Source organism: Clostridium sp. HBUAS56017 (genome assembly GCF_007115085.1).
GTDB classification, from domain to species: Bacteria; Bacillota; Clostridia; order Clostridiales; family Clostridiaceae; genus Clostridium; species Clostridium cibarium.
Genome location: NZ_SULK01000021.1, coordinates 1 through 15,545, shown reverse-complemented (window position 1 = coordinate 15,545; position 15,545 = coordinate 1). Strand labels below are relative to the sequence as shown.

Sequence of the window (15,545 nt, the reverse complement as noted above, 5' to 3'; positions counted from 1 at the left end):
ATTTTTCTTCTTTCAGATATTTTATTTATAAAATCATTGACTGTCAAGTTACTGGATAGTTTATGATGAGTTCTAGAAATAAAATATGGCTAAAGGAGAATATTATGCTAAAGTTGTTCAAACATTTTAAAGTAAATAAAATACTCTTAATTTCACTAATAGTAATTATAGTAATGAAAACCATAGGTATATTATATATTCCTACACTAGTTGCAGATATAGTAAATAATGGAGTAATAAAAGGAGATATATCATATGTATTAAAAACTGGTGGAATGATGATAGTTGTTGCTTTTCTTACAGGTATCTCTGCAATACTTTCAACGTATTTTTCAGCAGAGGTATCAACATCAATTGCTAGAGATATTAGAAGTAAAATTTTTTCACATTCACAAAAATTATCAGTGGAGGATTTTAAACACTTTTCAACTTCATCATTAATCACAAGATGTACAAGCGATGTTAATCAAATTGAAAATACAATAAATATGGCTATAGAAATGATAATTCCTGTTCCATTTATAGTTACAATAGGAATGTTTTTAGCCTTTCATAAAGATCCTTATATGGCGCTTATAATTTTTCTTTCAGGAATAGCTGTTTTAATATTTAGTGTACTTATAAGTAAAAAAGTTATAAATCTATCATTAAACTTGCAGATTCAGTTAGATAAAATCAATTCAAAAGTTAGGCAGTTTATTTCAGGTATAAGAGTTATACGTGCCTTTAATCGTGAAAACTATGAAAAGAAGATAATGAATGAGGCTTTTAGGAACTATGCCAATACTAATATAAAAATGAATAAGATATTTGCTGTAGCCATGCCAATAATAATGGTTATAATGAATATTTCTGCAGTTAGCATTTTGTGGTTTGGAGCTATAAGAATAGAAAGCAGAGATATGCTAGTTGGAGATATTATGGCTATTATTGAGTATTCAATAATAATACTATTTTTTTTAGTAATGGCAATGATGGTACTAATTAATATCCCACGTGCTAGTGCTTGTTCAAAACGTATTTTAGAAGTTTTGGAATATACACCTGAAATAGTAGATGAAGAGGCAAATATAATTAAGCCTGATAATATAGAAACTTTAGAGTTTAAAGATGTTACATTTTCCTATGAAGATGCTAAAGAACATGTTCTTAACCACATTAATTTTACATGTGAAAAAGGTAAAACTACTGCAATTATAGGGGCTACCGGTTCAGGGAAAAGCACTATAGCTAAATTAGTATCAAGACTGCATGACTTAGAAGTTGGAGAAATTTTAATTAATAGTGATATTAATATAAATGAATTCTCACAAAATACCTTAAGAGATATGGTAAGTTTTGTACCTCAAAAGGCTTTTTTATTTAGTGGGACTATAGCAGATAATTTAAGACATGGCAGGAAGGATGCAACTTTGAGGGAAATAATAGATGTTGCAAAAATAGCGCAGGCAGATGATTTTATTTTTAATCAAAAGTTAGGCTACGATTCTTTTGTAGCACAAGGTGGAAGTAATTTTTCAGGTGGGCAAAAACAAAGATTATGTATTGCAAGAGCCTTAGTTAAGAAAAGTTACATATATATTTTTGATGATAGTTTTTCAGCTTTAGATTATAAAACAGATGCTAGAGTAAGGGCAGCTATGAAAGATGAGTTAAAGGATTCCATTGTTATAACCATCGCTCAAAGAATTAGTACAATTATGGATGCAGATCAAATCATAGTCTTAGATGAAGGAAGTATAGTAGGAAAAGGCACACATAAGGAACTTCTTAGAACTTGTCCTATTTATATGAAGATAGCGGAAACGCAATTAAGTAAGGAGGAGTTAATATGATGCAGGAAGAAAATTCAAAAGATATTGCTTTCTTAAATGATGATATGTCAGCAGAAAAAGCTAAAGATACTAAAAATACAGTAAAGAGATTATTTAAATTGCTCCTCAATCAAAAATGGAAGTTAATTACGGTAATATTTTTTGCTATCGTAAGTTTAATATTTACAATGACTGCACCATTAATTTTTAGTAAGGCTATAAATACTGTTGTTGAAGGAATAAAAAATGTATCTGTTACTGGCTCATTTAGCATAGACTTTAATATTATAAAAAGACTTTCTGTGCTACTGATTACTATATATGTAATATCATTATTATCAAATTACGTGCAGCAATACATAATGGCAACTGTATCTCAAAACTTAGTATTATCAATAAGGAGAAAAATAAGCAAAAAACTAACTAAGCTTCCTTTAAGATATTATGATACTCATAAGAAAGGTGAAGTTTTAAGCAGGGTATCTAATGATTTAGAGAAGTTAGCTGAAACTTTGCAAACAGGATTAATGCAATTTATTACAGCTGTAATTACAATCATAGGAGCTGTTATACTTATGTTTTCAATAAGTTATGTATTAGCACTTATTGCTATTGTATCTATTATTATGGGAATTGTGGTTACTTTAATAGTTGGGAAAAAGAGCTTTAATTATTTCACAAATAGGCAAGAGTCATTAGGTGTATTTAATGGTCAGATAGAAGAATATTTTACTGGGCAAATGGTTGTAAAGACATTTAACCTAGAAGATGATCTTATTAATACTGTTGAGAAATCTAATAATAAATTATATTTAGATGAAAAAAAAGCTCAATTTATTACATATGCTATAAATCCATTAATTCGTTTAATGAATCAAATGGGATATGTATTAATAGCAGCCCTTGGATCAGTATTTGTTATTCAAGGAAAATTATCAATAGGAATAATACAAGCTTTCTTTCAATATTTAGACCAAGCATCAGAACCTTTAACTGAGGCAGCTTATACTCTAAACTCAATGCAGGCAGCTATTGCTTCAGCTGAACGTGTATTTGAAATTTTAGATGAGGAAGAGGAAAAAGAAGATTGTCTAGAAAATAAAATAATATCAAATCCAAAAGGAAATATAGAGTTTGAAGATGTAAGGTTTGGATATGATAAAAATCTTTTAATTACAGGAATGAATTTAAATGTAAAAGCTGGTGAAAAAGTTGCTATAGTTGGTCCTACAGGAGCTGGAAAGACTACTTTGATAAATCTTCTTATGAGATTTTATGAGATAAGTCACGGGAAAATAAAGATAGATGGCGTTGATATAACTAAATTAGAAAGATCTCATTTACGTTCTTTATTTGGAATGGTATTACAAGATTCGTGGTTATTTGATGGAACTATTAAAGAAAATATTTCATATAGCAAAGATAGAGCAGAGTATTCAGAAGTGGAGAATGCAGCAAAGCTTGCCAAGATTGATCACTTTATAAAGACACTTCCAAGTGGCTATGGTACTGTTTTAAATGATGAGGATTCTTCCGTATCTCAAGGACAAAAGCAACTTTTATGTATAGCTCGTGCTATTTTAGCTAATCCATCAATTTTAATACTTGATGAAGCAACTTCAAGTGTAGATACAAGGACGGAATTGGAAATACAGAATGCCATGGATAATTTAATGAAAGGTAGAACTAGTTTTATAATAGCTCATAGATTATCTACCATAAAAAATGCTGATAAGATTCTTGTTATGGATAAGGGAAATATTGTGGAGCAGGGAAGTCATGATGAGTTACTTAATAAAAATGGCTTATATAGTGATATATATAATAGTCAGTTTGTTAGATAAATAGCCTTTTGAATATTTTTACAACATAACTTAAAAAGTATCATTATTTTCTGCTAGAGAATATAACATTTTGACATGTATTAGTAACAAAACATCATAGTTAATGATAATTATAAAAAGTATAATTATAACAGGATTCAAAAAAGTTATATTATAGCAAGTAAAAGGTGGTTTGAAAAATGGGAGTTATGTTTAATAAAGAAAATAGGTTGTTTCACATAAAGACAAATAATACAAGTTATGCATTTAGAGTATTAGAAACTGGACATTTAGTTCATTTATATTGGGGAAGAAAAATTAATTCTAATAAGTTAGATTATTTATTTAAAAAAAGACAATGTGGTAGTTTTTTAGCAGATACAGATAATATTGATGACTTACAACTTGAGATGATACCACAAGAGTATCCTTCATATGGAAATACTGACTTACGTAGTCCAGCCATTCAAATAAAATTAGATGATGGAACAACAGTAACAGATTTTAGATATGAAGGGCACAAAATATATAATGGAAAGAAGAAACTTCAAGGATTACCAGCAACATATGCAGAGATTGAAAAAGATTCTAAGACCCTTGAAGTTTCTTTAAAAGATGAGTTAGTAGGATTAAGAGTGATATTATCTTATACTGTATTTGAAAACTATGATGCTATTACAAGAAGCTGTAAAATAATTAATAACAGTGAAAAAGATGTTGATATATTAAGAGTTTTAAGTGCAAACGTGGATTTTACACATAGTGAATTTGATTTGGTTCAATTATCAGGTGCATGGGCTAGAGAAAGACATATTGTTAGAAGTCCATTAAGATTAGGAATGCAATCAGTTGAAAGTAGAAGGGGAGCAAGCAGTCATGCTCAAAATCCATTTATAGCTTTAGTAAGCAAAGACACAACAGAAGATAATGGAGAAGTGTATGGTTTCAATTTAATATATAGTGGTAACTTCTTAGCAAATGTTGAGGTAGATATGTATAATCAAGCAAGAGCTCAAATTGGTTTAAATCCATTTGATTTTACATGGAATTTAGAATCAAGGGAAGAATTTCAAGCACCAGAAGTAGTGATGGTTTATTCAGCAAAAGGATTAAGTGGTATGTCTCATATTTATCATAATTTATATAGAGAAAGATTATGTAGAGGTAAATTTAGAGATAAGGAAAGACCAATACTAATTAATAATTGGGAAGCAACTTATTTTGATTTTAATAATGAAAAAATTGAGTCTATAGCAAAGGAGTCTAGTGAACTTGGAGTAGAGTTATTTGTTTTAGATGATGGATGGTTTGGAGAAAGAAATAACGATGATAGCTCCCTTGGAGACTGGTTTGTAAATGAAGAAAAAATTAAGGGTGGATTGAATAAATTAGCTAAGAATATTAATAAAATGGGAATGAAATTTGGGTTGTGGTTTGAGCCAGAAATGATATCTCCTAAAAGTAAACTTTATGAAGAACATCCAGATTGGTGTATTCATATTGAAGGAAGAACAATATCAAAGGCTAGAAATCAACTTATCTTAGATTTATCTAGGGATGAGGTTTGTGATGCTATAATCAAGATGATTACAGATATATTAAAATCTGCACCAATATCTTATGTAAAATGGGATATGAATAGAAATATGACAGAAATAGGTTCTGAGGCTTTGCCAGCTAAAAAACAAAAAGAAGTTGCTCATAGGTATATGCTTGGATTATATAAGATTTTAGAAAATATAACATCTAATTTTCCTAATATATTATTTGAAAGCTGCTCTGGTGGAGGGGGGAGATTTGATGGAGGAATGTTATACTATATGCCTCAAACATGGACAAGTGATGATACAGATGCAATAGAAAGATTAAAAATTCAAGAAGGAACTTCTTTGGTTTATCCAAGTGTTACTATGGGCTGTCATGTTTCAGCAGTTCCTAACCATCAAGTTTATAGAACCACTCCACTGAATACAAGAGCCATAGGGGCAATGGCAGGAACTTTTGGGTATGAGCTAGACATAACTAAAATGTCTGAAGAGGAAAAGAAAGAAGTTAAATCACAAATAGAATTTTATAAAAGTATTAGGAAAATTGTTCAATTTGGTGATTTATATAGGTTAAAAAGTTCATTTGATAGCAATGAAGCTGCTTGGATGCATTTATCTAAGGATTATAATATTGCGGTTATAAGTTATGTTAAAAAGTATGCTGAAGCAAATGTACTTTCAAAGAGATTGAAGCTTAAGGCTTTAAATAAGGATTCATTTTATGAAGTAATTGAAACAGGTGAAGTCTTTGGTGGAGATGAACTTATGTACATTGGGCTGGATATTGGAGAACTAAAAGGAGACTATGAAGCTAGAATTTGGACTTTAAGAAAAGTTAATTAATAAATGAAGAAAGATCTTAAAAAGTGGGAAGATTCAATCACTCTTTAGGATCTTTTTTTTATTAGTCTAATAAGTATTTTTCGATATGTTCTTGTTTTGTTGCTCTATATTTTCTAGGACTAACACCTTTAATTTTTTTAAAAGCTTTAGAAAAGGCCAGAGGATCGCTATATCCACATGAAAAAGCTATATTTGATATAGGTAAATCAGTATTATACAGTAATTCAGCAGCTTTTATAATTCTAAATTCCATTAAAAATTTCTGAGGAGACATATTTAAGTTATTTTGAAAAATAGAGGTAAGATAACTTCTATTTAAGCATAAAAACTTTGCAATATCTGAAACTTTAATAGGGTTATGATAATTATTTTGAATAAAAATAATAGCCTTATTAATGTATTCGTTAGTGTTTCTTTCCTTTCTTAATGGGTTTATATCTTTATTATTTTCAGTAAGTTTTGAAAAAAATAAATTTAGTAAACCTTGTATTTTAAAGGCATTAGATGATGATTGAGTGTGATGCTTAAGTATTTCTATAATATATTCTTTTAAGGAATCATCTTTATCATAATTAAAAATAAGATTGTCTCTATCTAATCCAGCAGATTTTAAATAAAGATTAACTTTATTACCATCTATAGCAATCCAAAGGTATTGCCAAGGATCTTTTTCATCTGCTTGATAAAATGTAATCACATTAGGGCATATTAAGAAACCTTGATTTTTCTTTATGGTATATTTCTTAGAACCTACATAGTAGTACCCTTGTCCAGATAATACGTAATGAATTAAGTAATTTGGTCTAATGGCTGGGCCGAAGGAATGTGATGGCTTACATTGTTCTAAACCGCAATAACAAAGATATATATCATTAAAATCTCTATTTGTATTTTCTAAATAATAAACATTCATTAGCTATCCTCCCCAATTAACATAAAGCCATGTTTTACCATGTTAATATATACGATTTTACCTTATGAATAGCTTAAAATCAATATCATAAGAAAATGTATATATGTAATTAGATTACACCTAACATTTAGACATGTTTCAATTACATGATTCCATTTATTATCATATAAAAATAAGCTAAAATCATATTTGTAAACGTTATTACTGCGATAAATAAAAGTGATAACTTAAAGGAGATGGGCCGATGAAAAAAAGAAAATTAATAGGGATGATTCTAATCACTTCAATATTTATTACTATGTTTTCAGGATGTTCAGGTGATAAAAGTAAGAAACAAGTAGTATTTTTTAGCAATAAAATTGAAGCTGTAAACACATATAATGAGCTAGCCGAAAAGTTTGAGAAAGAAAATCCTAATATTGATGTGATTGTAAGCGCTCCACCAAGTGCTTCAACAGTATTAAAAACTAAACTCGTAAAAGATGATGCTCCAGATATTATTTCCCTTTCAGCAGATAGAAGCTATGCTGATTTTGTAGATGCTAATATATTAGAAGATTTAACTGGAAAAATAGATATGGATCAGGTTGATTCAATATATTCTGATATGATGAAAAACCTTGAGTTAAATAGCAAGAGTGGTGTATATGGAATACCATATGCATTAAATGCTAGTGGAGTTATATATAATAAAGATATTTTTAAAAAGTTAGGTTTATCTATACCGAAAACTTGGGATGAGTTTTTGGGCATTGCACAAATTATTAAAAAAAATGGAATTACACCATTTTACTTTACATTAAAAGATTCTTGGACAGCACTTCCACCATGGAATACAATATCAAGTACTTTGGTTGATAGTGATTTTTCTAAGAAGATTAATAAGGGAGAGACTACATTTAATGAACTTTATTCTGAAACTACAGATAAAATTATTCAGTTAATAGATTATGGACATTCTGATAACTTTGGAGTTGGATATAATGATGGAAATGTAGCTTTTGCACAAGGTAAATCTGCAATGTATCTACAAGGTAGCTATGCCATTTCTCCCATATTAGAGGTTAATAAAGATATTAATCTTGGAATGTTTGTATTACCAGCAACTAATGATACTGAGAAGAACAAATTAGTATCAGGTGTAGATGTATATTTTTCAATTTCTAAAGATTCTAAGAATAAAGAAGAGAGCATTAAATTTATAAATTTTTTACTTAGAAAAGATAACGCTCAACAATATATAGATGAACAATGTGCATTTTCAGCAATAAAAGGTGTAAAACAAAAGGATTCTAAGTTCGAAGCATTAGATGAATATTTTAAATCTTTAAAAGTTGTAGATTTCCAAGATCATTATTACCCAGCTGAATTACCAGCGGCAGATATGATACAAACCTATTTATTAGACAAGAACAAAAATAAGTTATTAAACAATTTTCAAAAAGAATGGGTCAAAGCAAATAGAGATTATATTGAGAAATAGTATAGAGGGGGAATTTCAATATGAAAAACAGGAATAGATTTTATCTATGTATAACAGTAGCTATGATAATAGTATTTATACTATTTCATACCATTCCTTTAATAAATGGTGTAATCTATAGTTTTACAAATTTTAGAGGGTTTGGGGATTTTGATTTTATTGCCTTGCGAAATTATAAGTATTTATTTACTGATTCTAGGGTAGTTAATTCTTATATGTTTACATTTAAATTTGCCATAGTGGCAACAATAATTGTAAATGTATTAAGTTTAGTTTTTGCAACAGCTTTAAATTCAAAGATAAAGTTTAAAACTACTTTAAGAGGATTATATTTTTTGCCTAATATTCTAGGTGGATTAATAGTAGGTTATATATTCAATTATATATTTTCATTTATAATTCCAAGTCTAGGACAAGTTATTAATAGTGATGTGTTTAGTAAAAGTATGTTAGGAAATACAAGTTTAGCGTGGATAGCTGTTGTTATAGTAGCATCATGGCAAGCAATTGCATTTAATACAATTATCTATATATCAGGACTTAAAACTATTCCTGATGATGTATATGAAGCTAGTTCAATTGATGGGGCAAGTAAATGGCAACAATTTAAAAGTATCACATTCCCACTAATTGCACCTTTTTTTACAATAAATATTGTCCTATGTATGAAAAACTTTTTAATGATATTTGATCAGATTATGTCATTAACTGGGGGAGGACCTGCACAGTCAACAGAATCAATTTCCATGCTTATTTATAATGCAGGATTTGGAGGAAATCAATTTGGATATCAATCTGCTAATTCTGTAATGTACTTTATAGTTATAGTGGCAATATCAATATTCCAGGTTAAGATTTTAGAGAAGAGAGAGGTGCAGCTATAATGCAAGAATTAAATACTGATGTGAAAGTTGAAAGAAAAACTAAAAAGTTGTCTGTACTAAAAAAACAGGAAGGAAAAGTAAATTGGCCTGTTACAATATTATTGATTCTTTGTTCACTAACAATACTATTTCCTCTATATATAACTATAGTTATAGCCTTTAAACAACCATCTGATATGACTCAAAATGTATTATCACTTCCTAAAACATGGAACTTTAGCAATTTCGCTGAAGCTATAGAAATGACAAATTTCTTTCATGTGATCTTAAATAGTTTGATTATAACTGGTGGAGCGATAGTAGTAACTATAGTAACAAATTCACTAGTTGCATATGCAATAGCAAGAAATATGCATAAGAAATTTTATAAATTTGTTTATTACTTTTTTGTAAGTGCAATGTTTGTACCATTTTCTATGTTAATGTTACCTCTTGTAAAACAAGTAAGTGCATTTAACTTGGACAACAGATTAGGTATGATAATTCTTTATATGGTGTATGGGATTTCTATGAATACTTTGCTTTATGTAGGTTATTTAAAAAATATTCCTTTGTCATTAGAGGAAGCTGCATATGTTGATGGAGCTTCACCTTGGACTGTATTTTGGAAAATAATATTTCCATTAATGAAACCAATGCATGCAACAGTAGGAATAATGACAGCACTTTGGGTTTGGAACGATGTAATGATGCCTTTAGTAATTTTAAGTGATCAAAATGCTGCAACATTACCATTAGCTCAATTTATTTTTCAATCAAAGTTTGGAACAAACTATAATGTAGCTTTTGCATCATATCTTTTAGCTTTATTGCCACTATTAGTATTTTATTTATTCGCACAAAAGTGGATAATAAATGGAGTTACAAAGGGTGCTATTAAGTAGGCATTTTGCAGTTTATCTGTAAGGCAAAAAGGAGGAGTACCTAAACCTGATTAAATTTTAATCAAGCTTAGATACTCCCTTTCTTTTTCAGTAAATTATAGATTAATTATTAGACTATACTGTATAATTTACACCATTATTATTATCCCAAGCATTAGCTTCTTTATAGTTTACAGAAAATACAGCTTTTCCATTAAAATAGCCGTGAATAGTCCAAAGTTCTTTTCCATCACTTCTAGTTTTAACATAAGTAGCTTTATCAGAATCTTTCCAAACTCCATCAGCATCAATATAGTGTAAAACTATAGTTTTATCGTAGCTTTTATTATCTACTAATATATATGCATTATACTCGTCTACTGCATATGGTGAATGCCAATAGTTATTACCATCATGAATATACGCAACAGTACGAAGATTAATTGAATCAAATTTTACTATTTGATTTGTAACTGTATCAGTAGCTGCAATTGGTTCAACGTTAGGAGTAGCAACTGTGGAAGCGCTTGCACAAATTGGCGCAGAAAGACAAATAGTAGTTACTAGTCCAGCCATTAATTTAATTAAACATTTTGATTTCATTTTAATACCACCATCCCGTAAGTTAATTTGAAATATATTTCAGTATTATAATAGCACTCCTTGTGCCTGCATACAAATACCAAAAACTCCAGCAATTTACTTAATTCTCAAATTAAGTTGCTTTAAACTGGAATAAAGTGCAAAAAGCTACAGCAAGGTAAGGAATACTTGCCATTAAGCCTTTATATATAATTTGACCATTGTGATGTGAAACAAAAAAATAGAAGAGAATGTGTTAATATAGGACTATACGTCATATTTGAATATAATTACTTGACTTTAGGTATTATATAAAACTTAAGATTTCTTAAGAAATTTTTATAAATGTTTTAAACTCTTCCTCCTACAATGATACTGGAATAGGAGGAAGAGATATGAAAAAGATATTAAAAAAGTTTATACTAATTATTATGATAAGTTGGACATTTTGTTACAGTGTAAGCTGCACAAGCTTAAACGAAGGGGCGAATTTAAATGATAAAGAAATCCAAGTGTCTGGGAATACAAGTCCAGAACAATTATTAGTAAATGAAAAGAATGTGTTAAGTAAGGACTATGAACCATCTAATTTAACTATCCCTAATATAGAATTTGCAGATGGAGTAAGTCCTGAGGAAAAACATATAGCAGGAGTTATAGCAAAACCTCTAGAAGAATTAGTAAGAAAAGCCAAAGATGAAGGCATAATATTACTTGGCAACTCAGGTTATAGATCATATAAGTCTCAGGAGAAAACTCTTAATAATAGAGTAAAAGAAGAGGGGAAAAAACTTGCAGCAGCATATGTAGCGAAACCAGGATCTAGCGAACATCAAACTGGATTATGTATTGACATGACTAATAAAGATAAATATTTTGTTAGCGGAACAAAAGAAGCAAAGTGGCTTGCAAAGAATTGTTATAAATTTGGTTTTATTATAAGGTATCCAGCAGGAAAGAAAAACATAACAGGGATAGAATATGAACCTTGGCATATTAGATATGTTGGAAAAACTGCTGCTAAGTATATTTATGATAAAAGAATTACATTAGAGGAGTATCTCAAAAAATAGTTATATAGTGGGAGGAGAAAATGAATAATAATATTCTTGTAGTTGATGATGAAAAGGAAATAAGAGAATTATTAGAAATAAATCTTAGAAATGATGGATTTACTGTTTTTAAGGCAAGTTGTGGAGAAGAAGCTTTAAAAATATTAGAAGATGAAAAAATTCATTTAATAGTTTTGGATATAATGATGCCAGGTATGGATGGATTAGAAGTTTGCAAAATAGTAAGAGAAAAATATAGCATACCAATTCTTATGTTAAGTGCAAAAGCAGAAGATATGGATAAGATACAGGGCATTATGACTGGGGCTGATGATTATTTGTGTAAACCCTTTAACAATTTAGAACTTATAGTTAGGGTAAGAGCATTACTTAGAAGAGCTTATTTTTTTAATACAAAGATGCAAGCTTTAGATGACATAATAAGAATTGAATCAATGGTTATAGATAAAGTGAAACATAAAGTAACAATAGATGATAAGGAAATAGCTTTTACAGCAAGAGAATTTGAAATTTTATATTTATTAGCTACAAATAGAGGACGGGTCTTTAGTGCAGAAGAAATTTTTGAAAGAGTATGGAAAGAAAATTATTATCAATCTAATAATACAGTTATGGTGCATATGAGCAGAATTAGGGATAAGATAGAGCAACATATGGAAGGTAATGAGATAATTCATACTGTTTGGGGAGTGGGTTATAAAATTGAGAAATAAAAGGTTATATAAATTTTGGTTATCAACATTAATTGATTTTGTAGGAGCTTTGGTACTCACATGTACCACAATAGGTATAAGTGCAATTGTATTAGATTATTTGTATAGAAATACTAATATGATGAGTGTTCGCTATTTTTGGAGATATTGGAGAGTTATTAAATATGATATATTAGGAGATTTCACTTATATAATTTTAGGTGGAGTCCCATTTTTCATATTTTATATTCTAATAACATATAGAAAAACTAAGAGCTTAGTAGATATTATAAATCAAACTGAAATAATGGCTGGTGGTGATTTAGACAGGTTAATAGATGTTAGGGCCAAAGGTGATATTAGAGCTTTATCAGAAAATATAAATAATATATCAAAACAGCTCAAAGAAATAACTAAGGAAGAAAGAAAAGCACAAAAAACTAAAAATGAATTAATAACTAATGTGTCACATGATTTAAGAACTCCCTTAACTTCTATAATGGGATATCTAGAAATTATCGATAGTGATAAATATAAAGATGAAGTTGAACTTAGATATTATGCTAATATAGCATATGAAAAATCTAAGAGTTTAAGTGTGCTTATAAATGACTTATTTCAGCTTACTAAAATGCAAAATAATAGTATTAATCTAAATAAAAATCATATTAATTTAGTGGATCTATTAGGGCAAGTAGTTGCTTATTTTGAATATCAATTTAAAAGCGCAGATATGGAGTCAAGGGTTAGATTTTCAGATGATAAGCTAATTGTAAATGCAGATTCAGAAAAATTAGTGAGAGCATTTGAAAATTTGTTAACTAATGCAATTAAGTATGGACAAGAAGGCTATTATGTTGATGTAACAACAAAATTACAAGAGAATATGGCAGTAGTTCAAGTAATAAATTACGGTGAAGCAATATCGTCAATAGATTTGCCCTATATATTTGATAGATTTTATAGAATAGAAAAATCAAGAAATAGTAAGATAGGGGGATCTGGATTAGGGCTAGCTATAACGAAAAATATTATAGAATTACATAATGGAGAAATAGTAGCTTATAGTGATAATAATAGAACCATATTTGAAATAAAACTGCCAGTTATTTGATAAATAAAAATTAGCATATTCTGAAGAATATATATGGTAGTATTCTTATATTCTTCAGAATATGCTGGGAAAATGCGGGCTCAGAGGATGCTTTAGCAAAAATGGTAAGGAATAGTTTGTTAAGAAGAGAAGAGTATGTTATTATAGAATCCTATTAAAAATTGAGAGAACTTTTAGATGAAAAATTAAAAGAACAAATGGAGGAAATATATTGATGAATAGTTTACCAAATTGTCCAAAATGTAATTCTGAATATACTTATGAAGATGGAGGATTCCTAATTTGTCCAGAGTGCGCTCATCAATGGATTGCAGGATTAGAAGATATTAACGATGAAAATGAAAATGTTGTTAAAGATGCAAATGGAAATATCTTAAATGATGGTGATTCTGTAATGATAATTAAGGATCTTAAAGTAAAAGGTGCCTCATCGTCTTTAAAAAAGGGAACAAAAGTAAAAAATATACGTTTAGTTGATGGAGATCATAATATTGATTGCAAGATTGATGGATTTGGAGCTATGAGTTTAAAATCGGAATTTGTAAAAAAGGTATAAATAAAGCTTAATTTAAATGTTAAGATAGAAATTCATAAAGACATCTAATTATTTTAGATGTCTTTTTAATATTCTAAAATTATTCTGTTATTTCTATTCTGTTTCCATCAGGATCTAAAATACAACTTTCATAATAACCATCTCCAGTATGGCGAGGTTCATCTATTACCTGATACCCTGCATTTCTTAATTTATCAGTAAGTTCATTAACTTTTTCAATACTTCCTACAGAAATAGCAATATGAATTAAACCAATATATTGATCAATAGTACTATTTAAATTGTCAGGAATAGATGGCATCTGCATAATCTCAAGTCTAGCACCAGAATCAAAACTAATAAAGTATGACTCAAAATTTTTTGTCGGGTTAAAATATTTATCTCCAATAGTACCATTGAAATAATCTACATAAAACTTCTTTAATCTTTCAATATCTTTAGTGTATATAGCAATATGCTCAATCTTCATTTTTTACCTCCCGTAGTTTTTTATTTTAATTATACACGAATAGAAGTCGTGTTAAAACAAATTTACAGTTTAGTTTAATTAATGAATAAGTGTGAAAAGCTATATAAGAATTAATTAAACTTAGAAGAATGCAAAAGGATTGATGAAATGATTAAGAAGATAATGAAGTTTGTAGAAGAGCTAGCCACTATGGAGGCTATGCCAAATGTACATAATCAATATTCATATAAGTACAAGGAGAACTCTGTAAGAAGAGATAACTTAGTAATTTATTTAAAGGAAATGCATAAGCTAAAACCTAAAATAATACTTGTAGGGGAAGCTCCAGGATATAGGGGCTCTCTCATTACTGGAGTACCATATACAAGTGAGTATTTGCTTATGAATAATATGAAAGGTCTAGAGTTATTTGGGAAGGATAAGGGATATAGATTGCCTTTAGAAAAGGATAAGCTACTTAAAGAACCAACGGCAACAATAATATGGAACACTCTTTTAAAATACGACATAATGATGCTTGGATGGAATGCCTTCCCCTTTCATCCCTATAGAAAAGGAAATGAAGAAAGTAATAGGACGCCTTTAAAAAAAGAATTATTAATAGGTGAAAAGCCTCTTCTTGAGATGATTGAAATGTTTAATATTGAAAAGGTAATTGCAATGGGAAATAAGGCAGAGGAAAGCCTTAACAAGCTAGGTGTTAGTTGTGAAAAAGTAAGACATCCTGCACAGGGAGGAAAAAATGATTTTGATGAGAGCATAAGAAAAATAAAAGAAATTTCTATAATATTTAAAAGACCTGAACATATTTAACTTGGTCAGGTCTATATTATGTGTGCCCAGCATGGGCACGTACTAGTCGGTGAAAGTCCGATATGGGGGTTGATAG

14 protein-coding genes are annotated in these 15,545 nt (G+C 29.1%); 11 read left to right on the top strand and 3 right to left on the bottom strand.

From position 1 onward, the window contains the following. The first annotated feature begins 104 nt into the window (after positions 1-104). The 3 genes from FAY47_RS15725 (at position 105) to FAY47_RS15715 (ending at position 6,027) form a co-directional block, all read left to right on the top strand. Entirely contained in the window at positions 105-1,835 is a 1,731-nt protein-coding gene (locus FAY47_RS15725) for an ABC transporter ATP-binding protein (RefSeq protein ID WP_143317853.1), read from the top strand. Beyond that, positions 1,835-3,658: an ABC transporter ATP-binding protein gene (locus tag FAY47_RS15720; protein ID WP_143317914.1), complete on the top strand. Its 1,824-nt coding sequence runs from the start codon at positions 1,835-1,837 to the stop codon at positions 3,656-3,658. The genes FAY47_RS15725 and FAY47_RS15720 overlap by 1 nt, the downstream gene beginning before the upstream one ends. 179 nt (positions 3,659-3,837) lie before the next feature. Further along, positions 3,838-6,027, top strand: a complete 2,190-nt coding sequence (locus FAY47_RS15715; protein ID WP_143317852.1) for an alpha-galactosidase — start codon at positions 3,838-3,840, stop codon at positions 6,025-6,027. A 61-nt stretch (positions 6,028-6,088) separates the two neighbouring features. Here FAY47_RS15715 and FAY47_RS15710 read toward each other — a convergent pair whose 3' ends face one another. Then, the gene (locus FAY47_RS15710) at positions 6,089-6,940 is read right to left on the bottom strand and encodes an AraC family transcriptional regulator (protein ID WP_143317851.1); all 852 of its coding nucleotides are present in this window, start codon (positions 6,938-6,940) and stop codon (positions 6,089-6,091) included. A 244-nt stretch (positions 6,941-7,184) separates the two neighbouring features. Between FAY47_RS15710 and FAY47_RS15705 the strand changes: the two genes are divergently transcribed. From FAY47_RS15705 to FAY47_RS15695, 3 genes are read left to right on the top strand one after another with little or no spacing between them, the layout of a single operon-like run. Next, positions 7,185-8,423: an extracellular solute-binding protein gene (locus FAY47_RS15705; RefSeq protein ID WP_243129638.1), complete on the top strand. Its 1,239-nt coding sequence runs from the start codon at positions 7,185-7,187 to the stop codon at positions 8,421-8,423. A 20-nt stretch (positions 8,424-8,443) separates the two neighbouring features. Continuing rightward, positions 8,444-9,307, top strand: a complete 864-nt coding sequence (locus FAY47_RS15700) for a sugar ABC transporter permease (RefSeq protein ID WP_143317850.1) — start codon at positions 8,444-8,446, stop codon at positions 9,305-9,307. Further along, positions 9,307-10,191 carry a carbohydrate ABC transporter permease gene (locus FAY47_RS15695; RefSeq protein ID WP_143317849.1) on the top strand — a complete coding sequence of 295 codons (885 nt, stop codon included), beginning with the start codon at positions 9,307-9,309 and terminating at the stop codon, positions 10,189-10,191. Before FAY47_RS15700 ends, FAY47_RS15695 begins: the two co-directional genes overlap by 1 nt. A 114-nt stretch (positions 10,192-10,305) precedes the next feature. Here FAY47_RS15695 and FAY47_RS15690 read toward each other — a convergent pair whose 3' ends face one another. Further along, a complete protein-coding gene (locus tag FAY47_RS15690) occupies positions 10,306-10,773 on the bottom strand; it encodes a hypothetical protein (RefSeq protein WP_143317848.1) in 468 nt (155 codons plus the stop codon). Between the two features lie 374 nt (positions 10,774-11,147). On the opposite strand from FAY47_RS15690, the gene FAY47_RS15685 reads away from it, so the two are divergent. From FAY47_RS15685 to FAY47_RS15670, 4 genes are all read left to right on the top strand, one after another. Further along, positions 11,148-11,825: a M15 family metallopeptidase gene (locus FAY47_RS15685; protein WP_143317847.1), complete on the top strand. Its 678-nt coding sequence runs from the start codon at positions 11,148-11,150 to the stop codon at positions 11,823-11,825. A gap of 20 nt (positions 11,826-11,845) precedes the next feature. Continuing rightward, on the top strand, positions 11,846-12,538 hold the full coding sequence (locus FAY47_RS15680; RefSeq protein WP_143317846.1) for a response regulator transcription factor: 693 nt from the start codon (positions 11,846-11,848) through the stop codon (positions 12,536-12,538). Continuing rightward, positions 12,528-13,631, top strand: coding sequence for an ATP-binding protein (locus tag FAY47_RS15675; protein ID WP_143317845.1), 1,104 nt, complete (start codon positions 12,528-12,530; stop codon positions 13,629-13,631). The genes FAY47_RS15680 and FAY47_RS15675 overlap by 11 nt, the downstream gene beginning before the upstream one ends. Before the next feature lie 214 nt (positions 13,632-13,845). Beyond that, entirely contained in the window at positions 13,846-14,187 is a 342-nt protein-coding gene (locus tag FAY47_RS15670) for a zinc ribbon domain-containing protein YjdM (protein WP_143317844.1), read from the top strand. Positions 14,188-14,266: 79 nt separating this feature from the next. Here FAY47_RS15670 and FAY47_RS15665 read toward each other — a convergent pair whose 3' ends face one another. Then, positions 14,267-14,656 carry a VOC family protein gene (locus FAY47_RS15665; RefSeq protein ID WP_143317843.1) on the bottom strand — a complete coding sequence of 130 codons (390 nt, stop codon included), beginning with the start codon at positions 14,654-14,656 and terminating at the stop codon, positions 14,267-14,269. 147 nt (positions 14,657-14,803) lie between these two features. On the opposite strand from FAY47_RS15665, the gene FAY47_RS15660 reads away from it, so the two are divergent. Then, the gene (locus tag FAY47_RS15660) at positions 14,804-15,469 is read left to right on the top strand and encodes a uracil-DNA glycosylase (protein WP_143317842.1); all 666 of its coding nucleotides are present in this window, start codon (positions 14,804-14,806) and stop codon (positions 15,467-15,469) included. Positions 15,470-15,545: the final 76 nt, after the last annotated feature.

Coding starts and splice junctions, on each gene's coding strand:
- FAY47_RS15670 (WP_143317844.1), top strand. CDS start 13,846: ATGAATAGTTTACCAAATTGTCCAAAATGTAATTCTGAATATACTTAT.
- FAY47_RS15705 (WP_243129638.1), top strand. CDS start 7,185: ATGAAAAAAAGAAAATTAATAGGGATGATTCTAATCACTTCAATATTT.
- FAY47_RS15665 (WP_143317843.1), bottom strand. CDS start 14,656: ATGAAGATTGAGCATATTGCTATATACACTAAAGATATTGAAAGATTA.
- FAY47_RS15695 (WP_143317849.1), top strand. CDS start 9,307: ATGCAAGAATTAAATACTGATGTGAAAGTTGAAAGAAAAACTAAAAAG.
- FAY47_RS15710 (WP_143317851.1), bottom strand. CDS start 6,940: ATGAATGTTTATTATTTAGAAAATACAAATAGAGATTTTAATGATATA.
- FAY47_RS15685 (WP_143317847.1), top strand. CDS start 11,148: ATGAAAAAGATATTAAAAAAGTTTATACTAATTATTATGATAAGTTGG.
- FAY47_RS15715 (WP_143317852.1), top strand. CDS start 3,838: ATGGGAGTTATGTTTAATAAAGAAAATAGGTTGTTTCACATAAAGACA.
- FAY47_RS15720 (WP_143317914.1), top strand. CDS start 1,835: ATGCAGGAAGAAAATTCAAAAGATATTGCTTTCTTAAATGATGATATG.
- FAY47_RS15700 (WP_143317850.1), top strand. CDS start 8,444: ATGAAAAACAGGAATAGATTTTATCTATGTATAACAGTAGCTATGATA.
- FAY47_RS15725 (WP_143317853.1), top strand. CDS start 105: ATGCTAAAGTTGTTCAAACATTTTAAAGTAAATAAAATACTCTTAATT.
- FAY47_RS15660 (WP_143317842.1), top strand. CDS start 14,804: ATGATTAAGAAGATAATGAAGTTTGTAGAAGAGCTAGCCACTATGGAG.
- FAY47_RS15680 (WP_143317846.1), top strand. CDS start 11,846: ATGAATAATAATATTCTTGTAGTTGATGATGAAAAGGAAATAAGAGAA.
- FAY47_RS15690 (WP_143317848.1), bottom strand. CDS start 10,773: ATGAAATCAAAATGTTTAATTAAATTAATGGCTGGACTAGTAACTACT.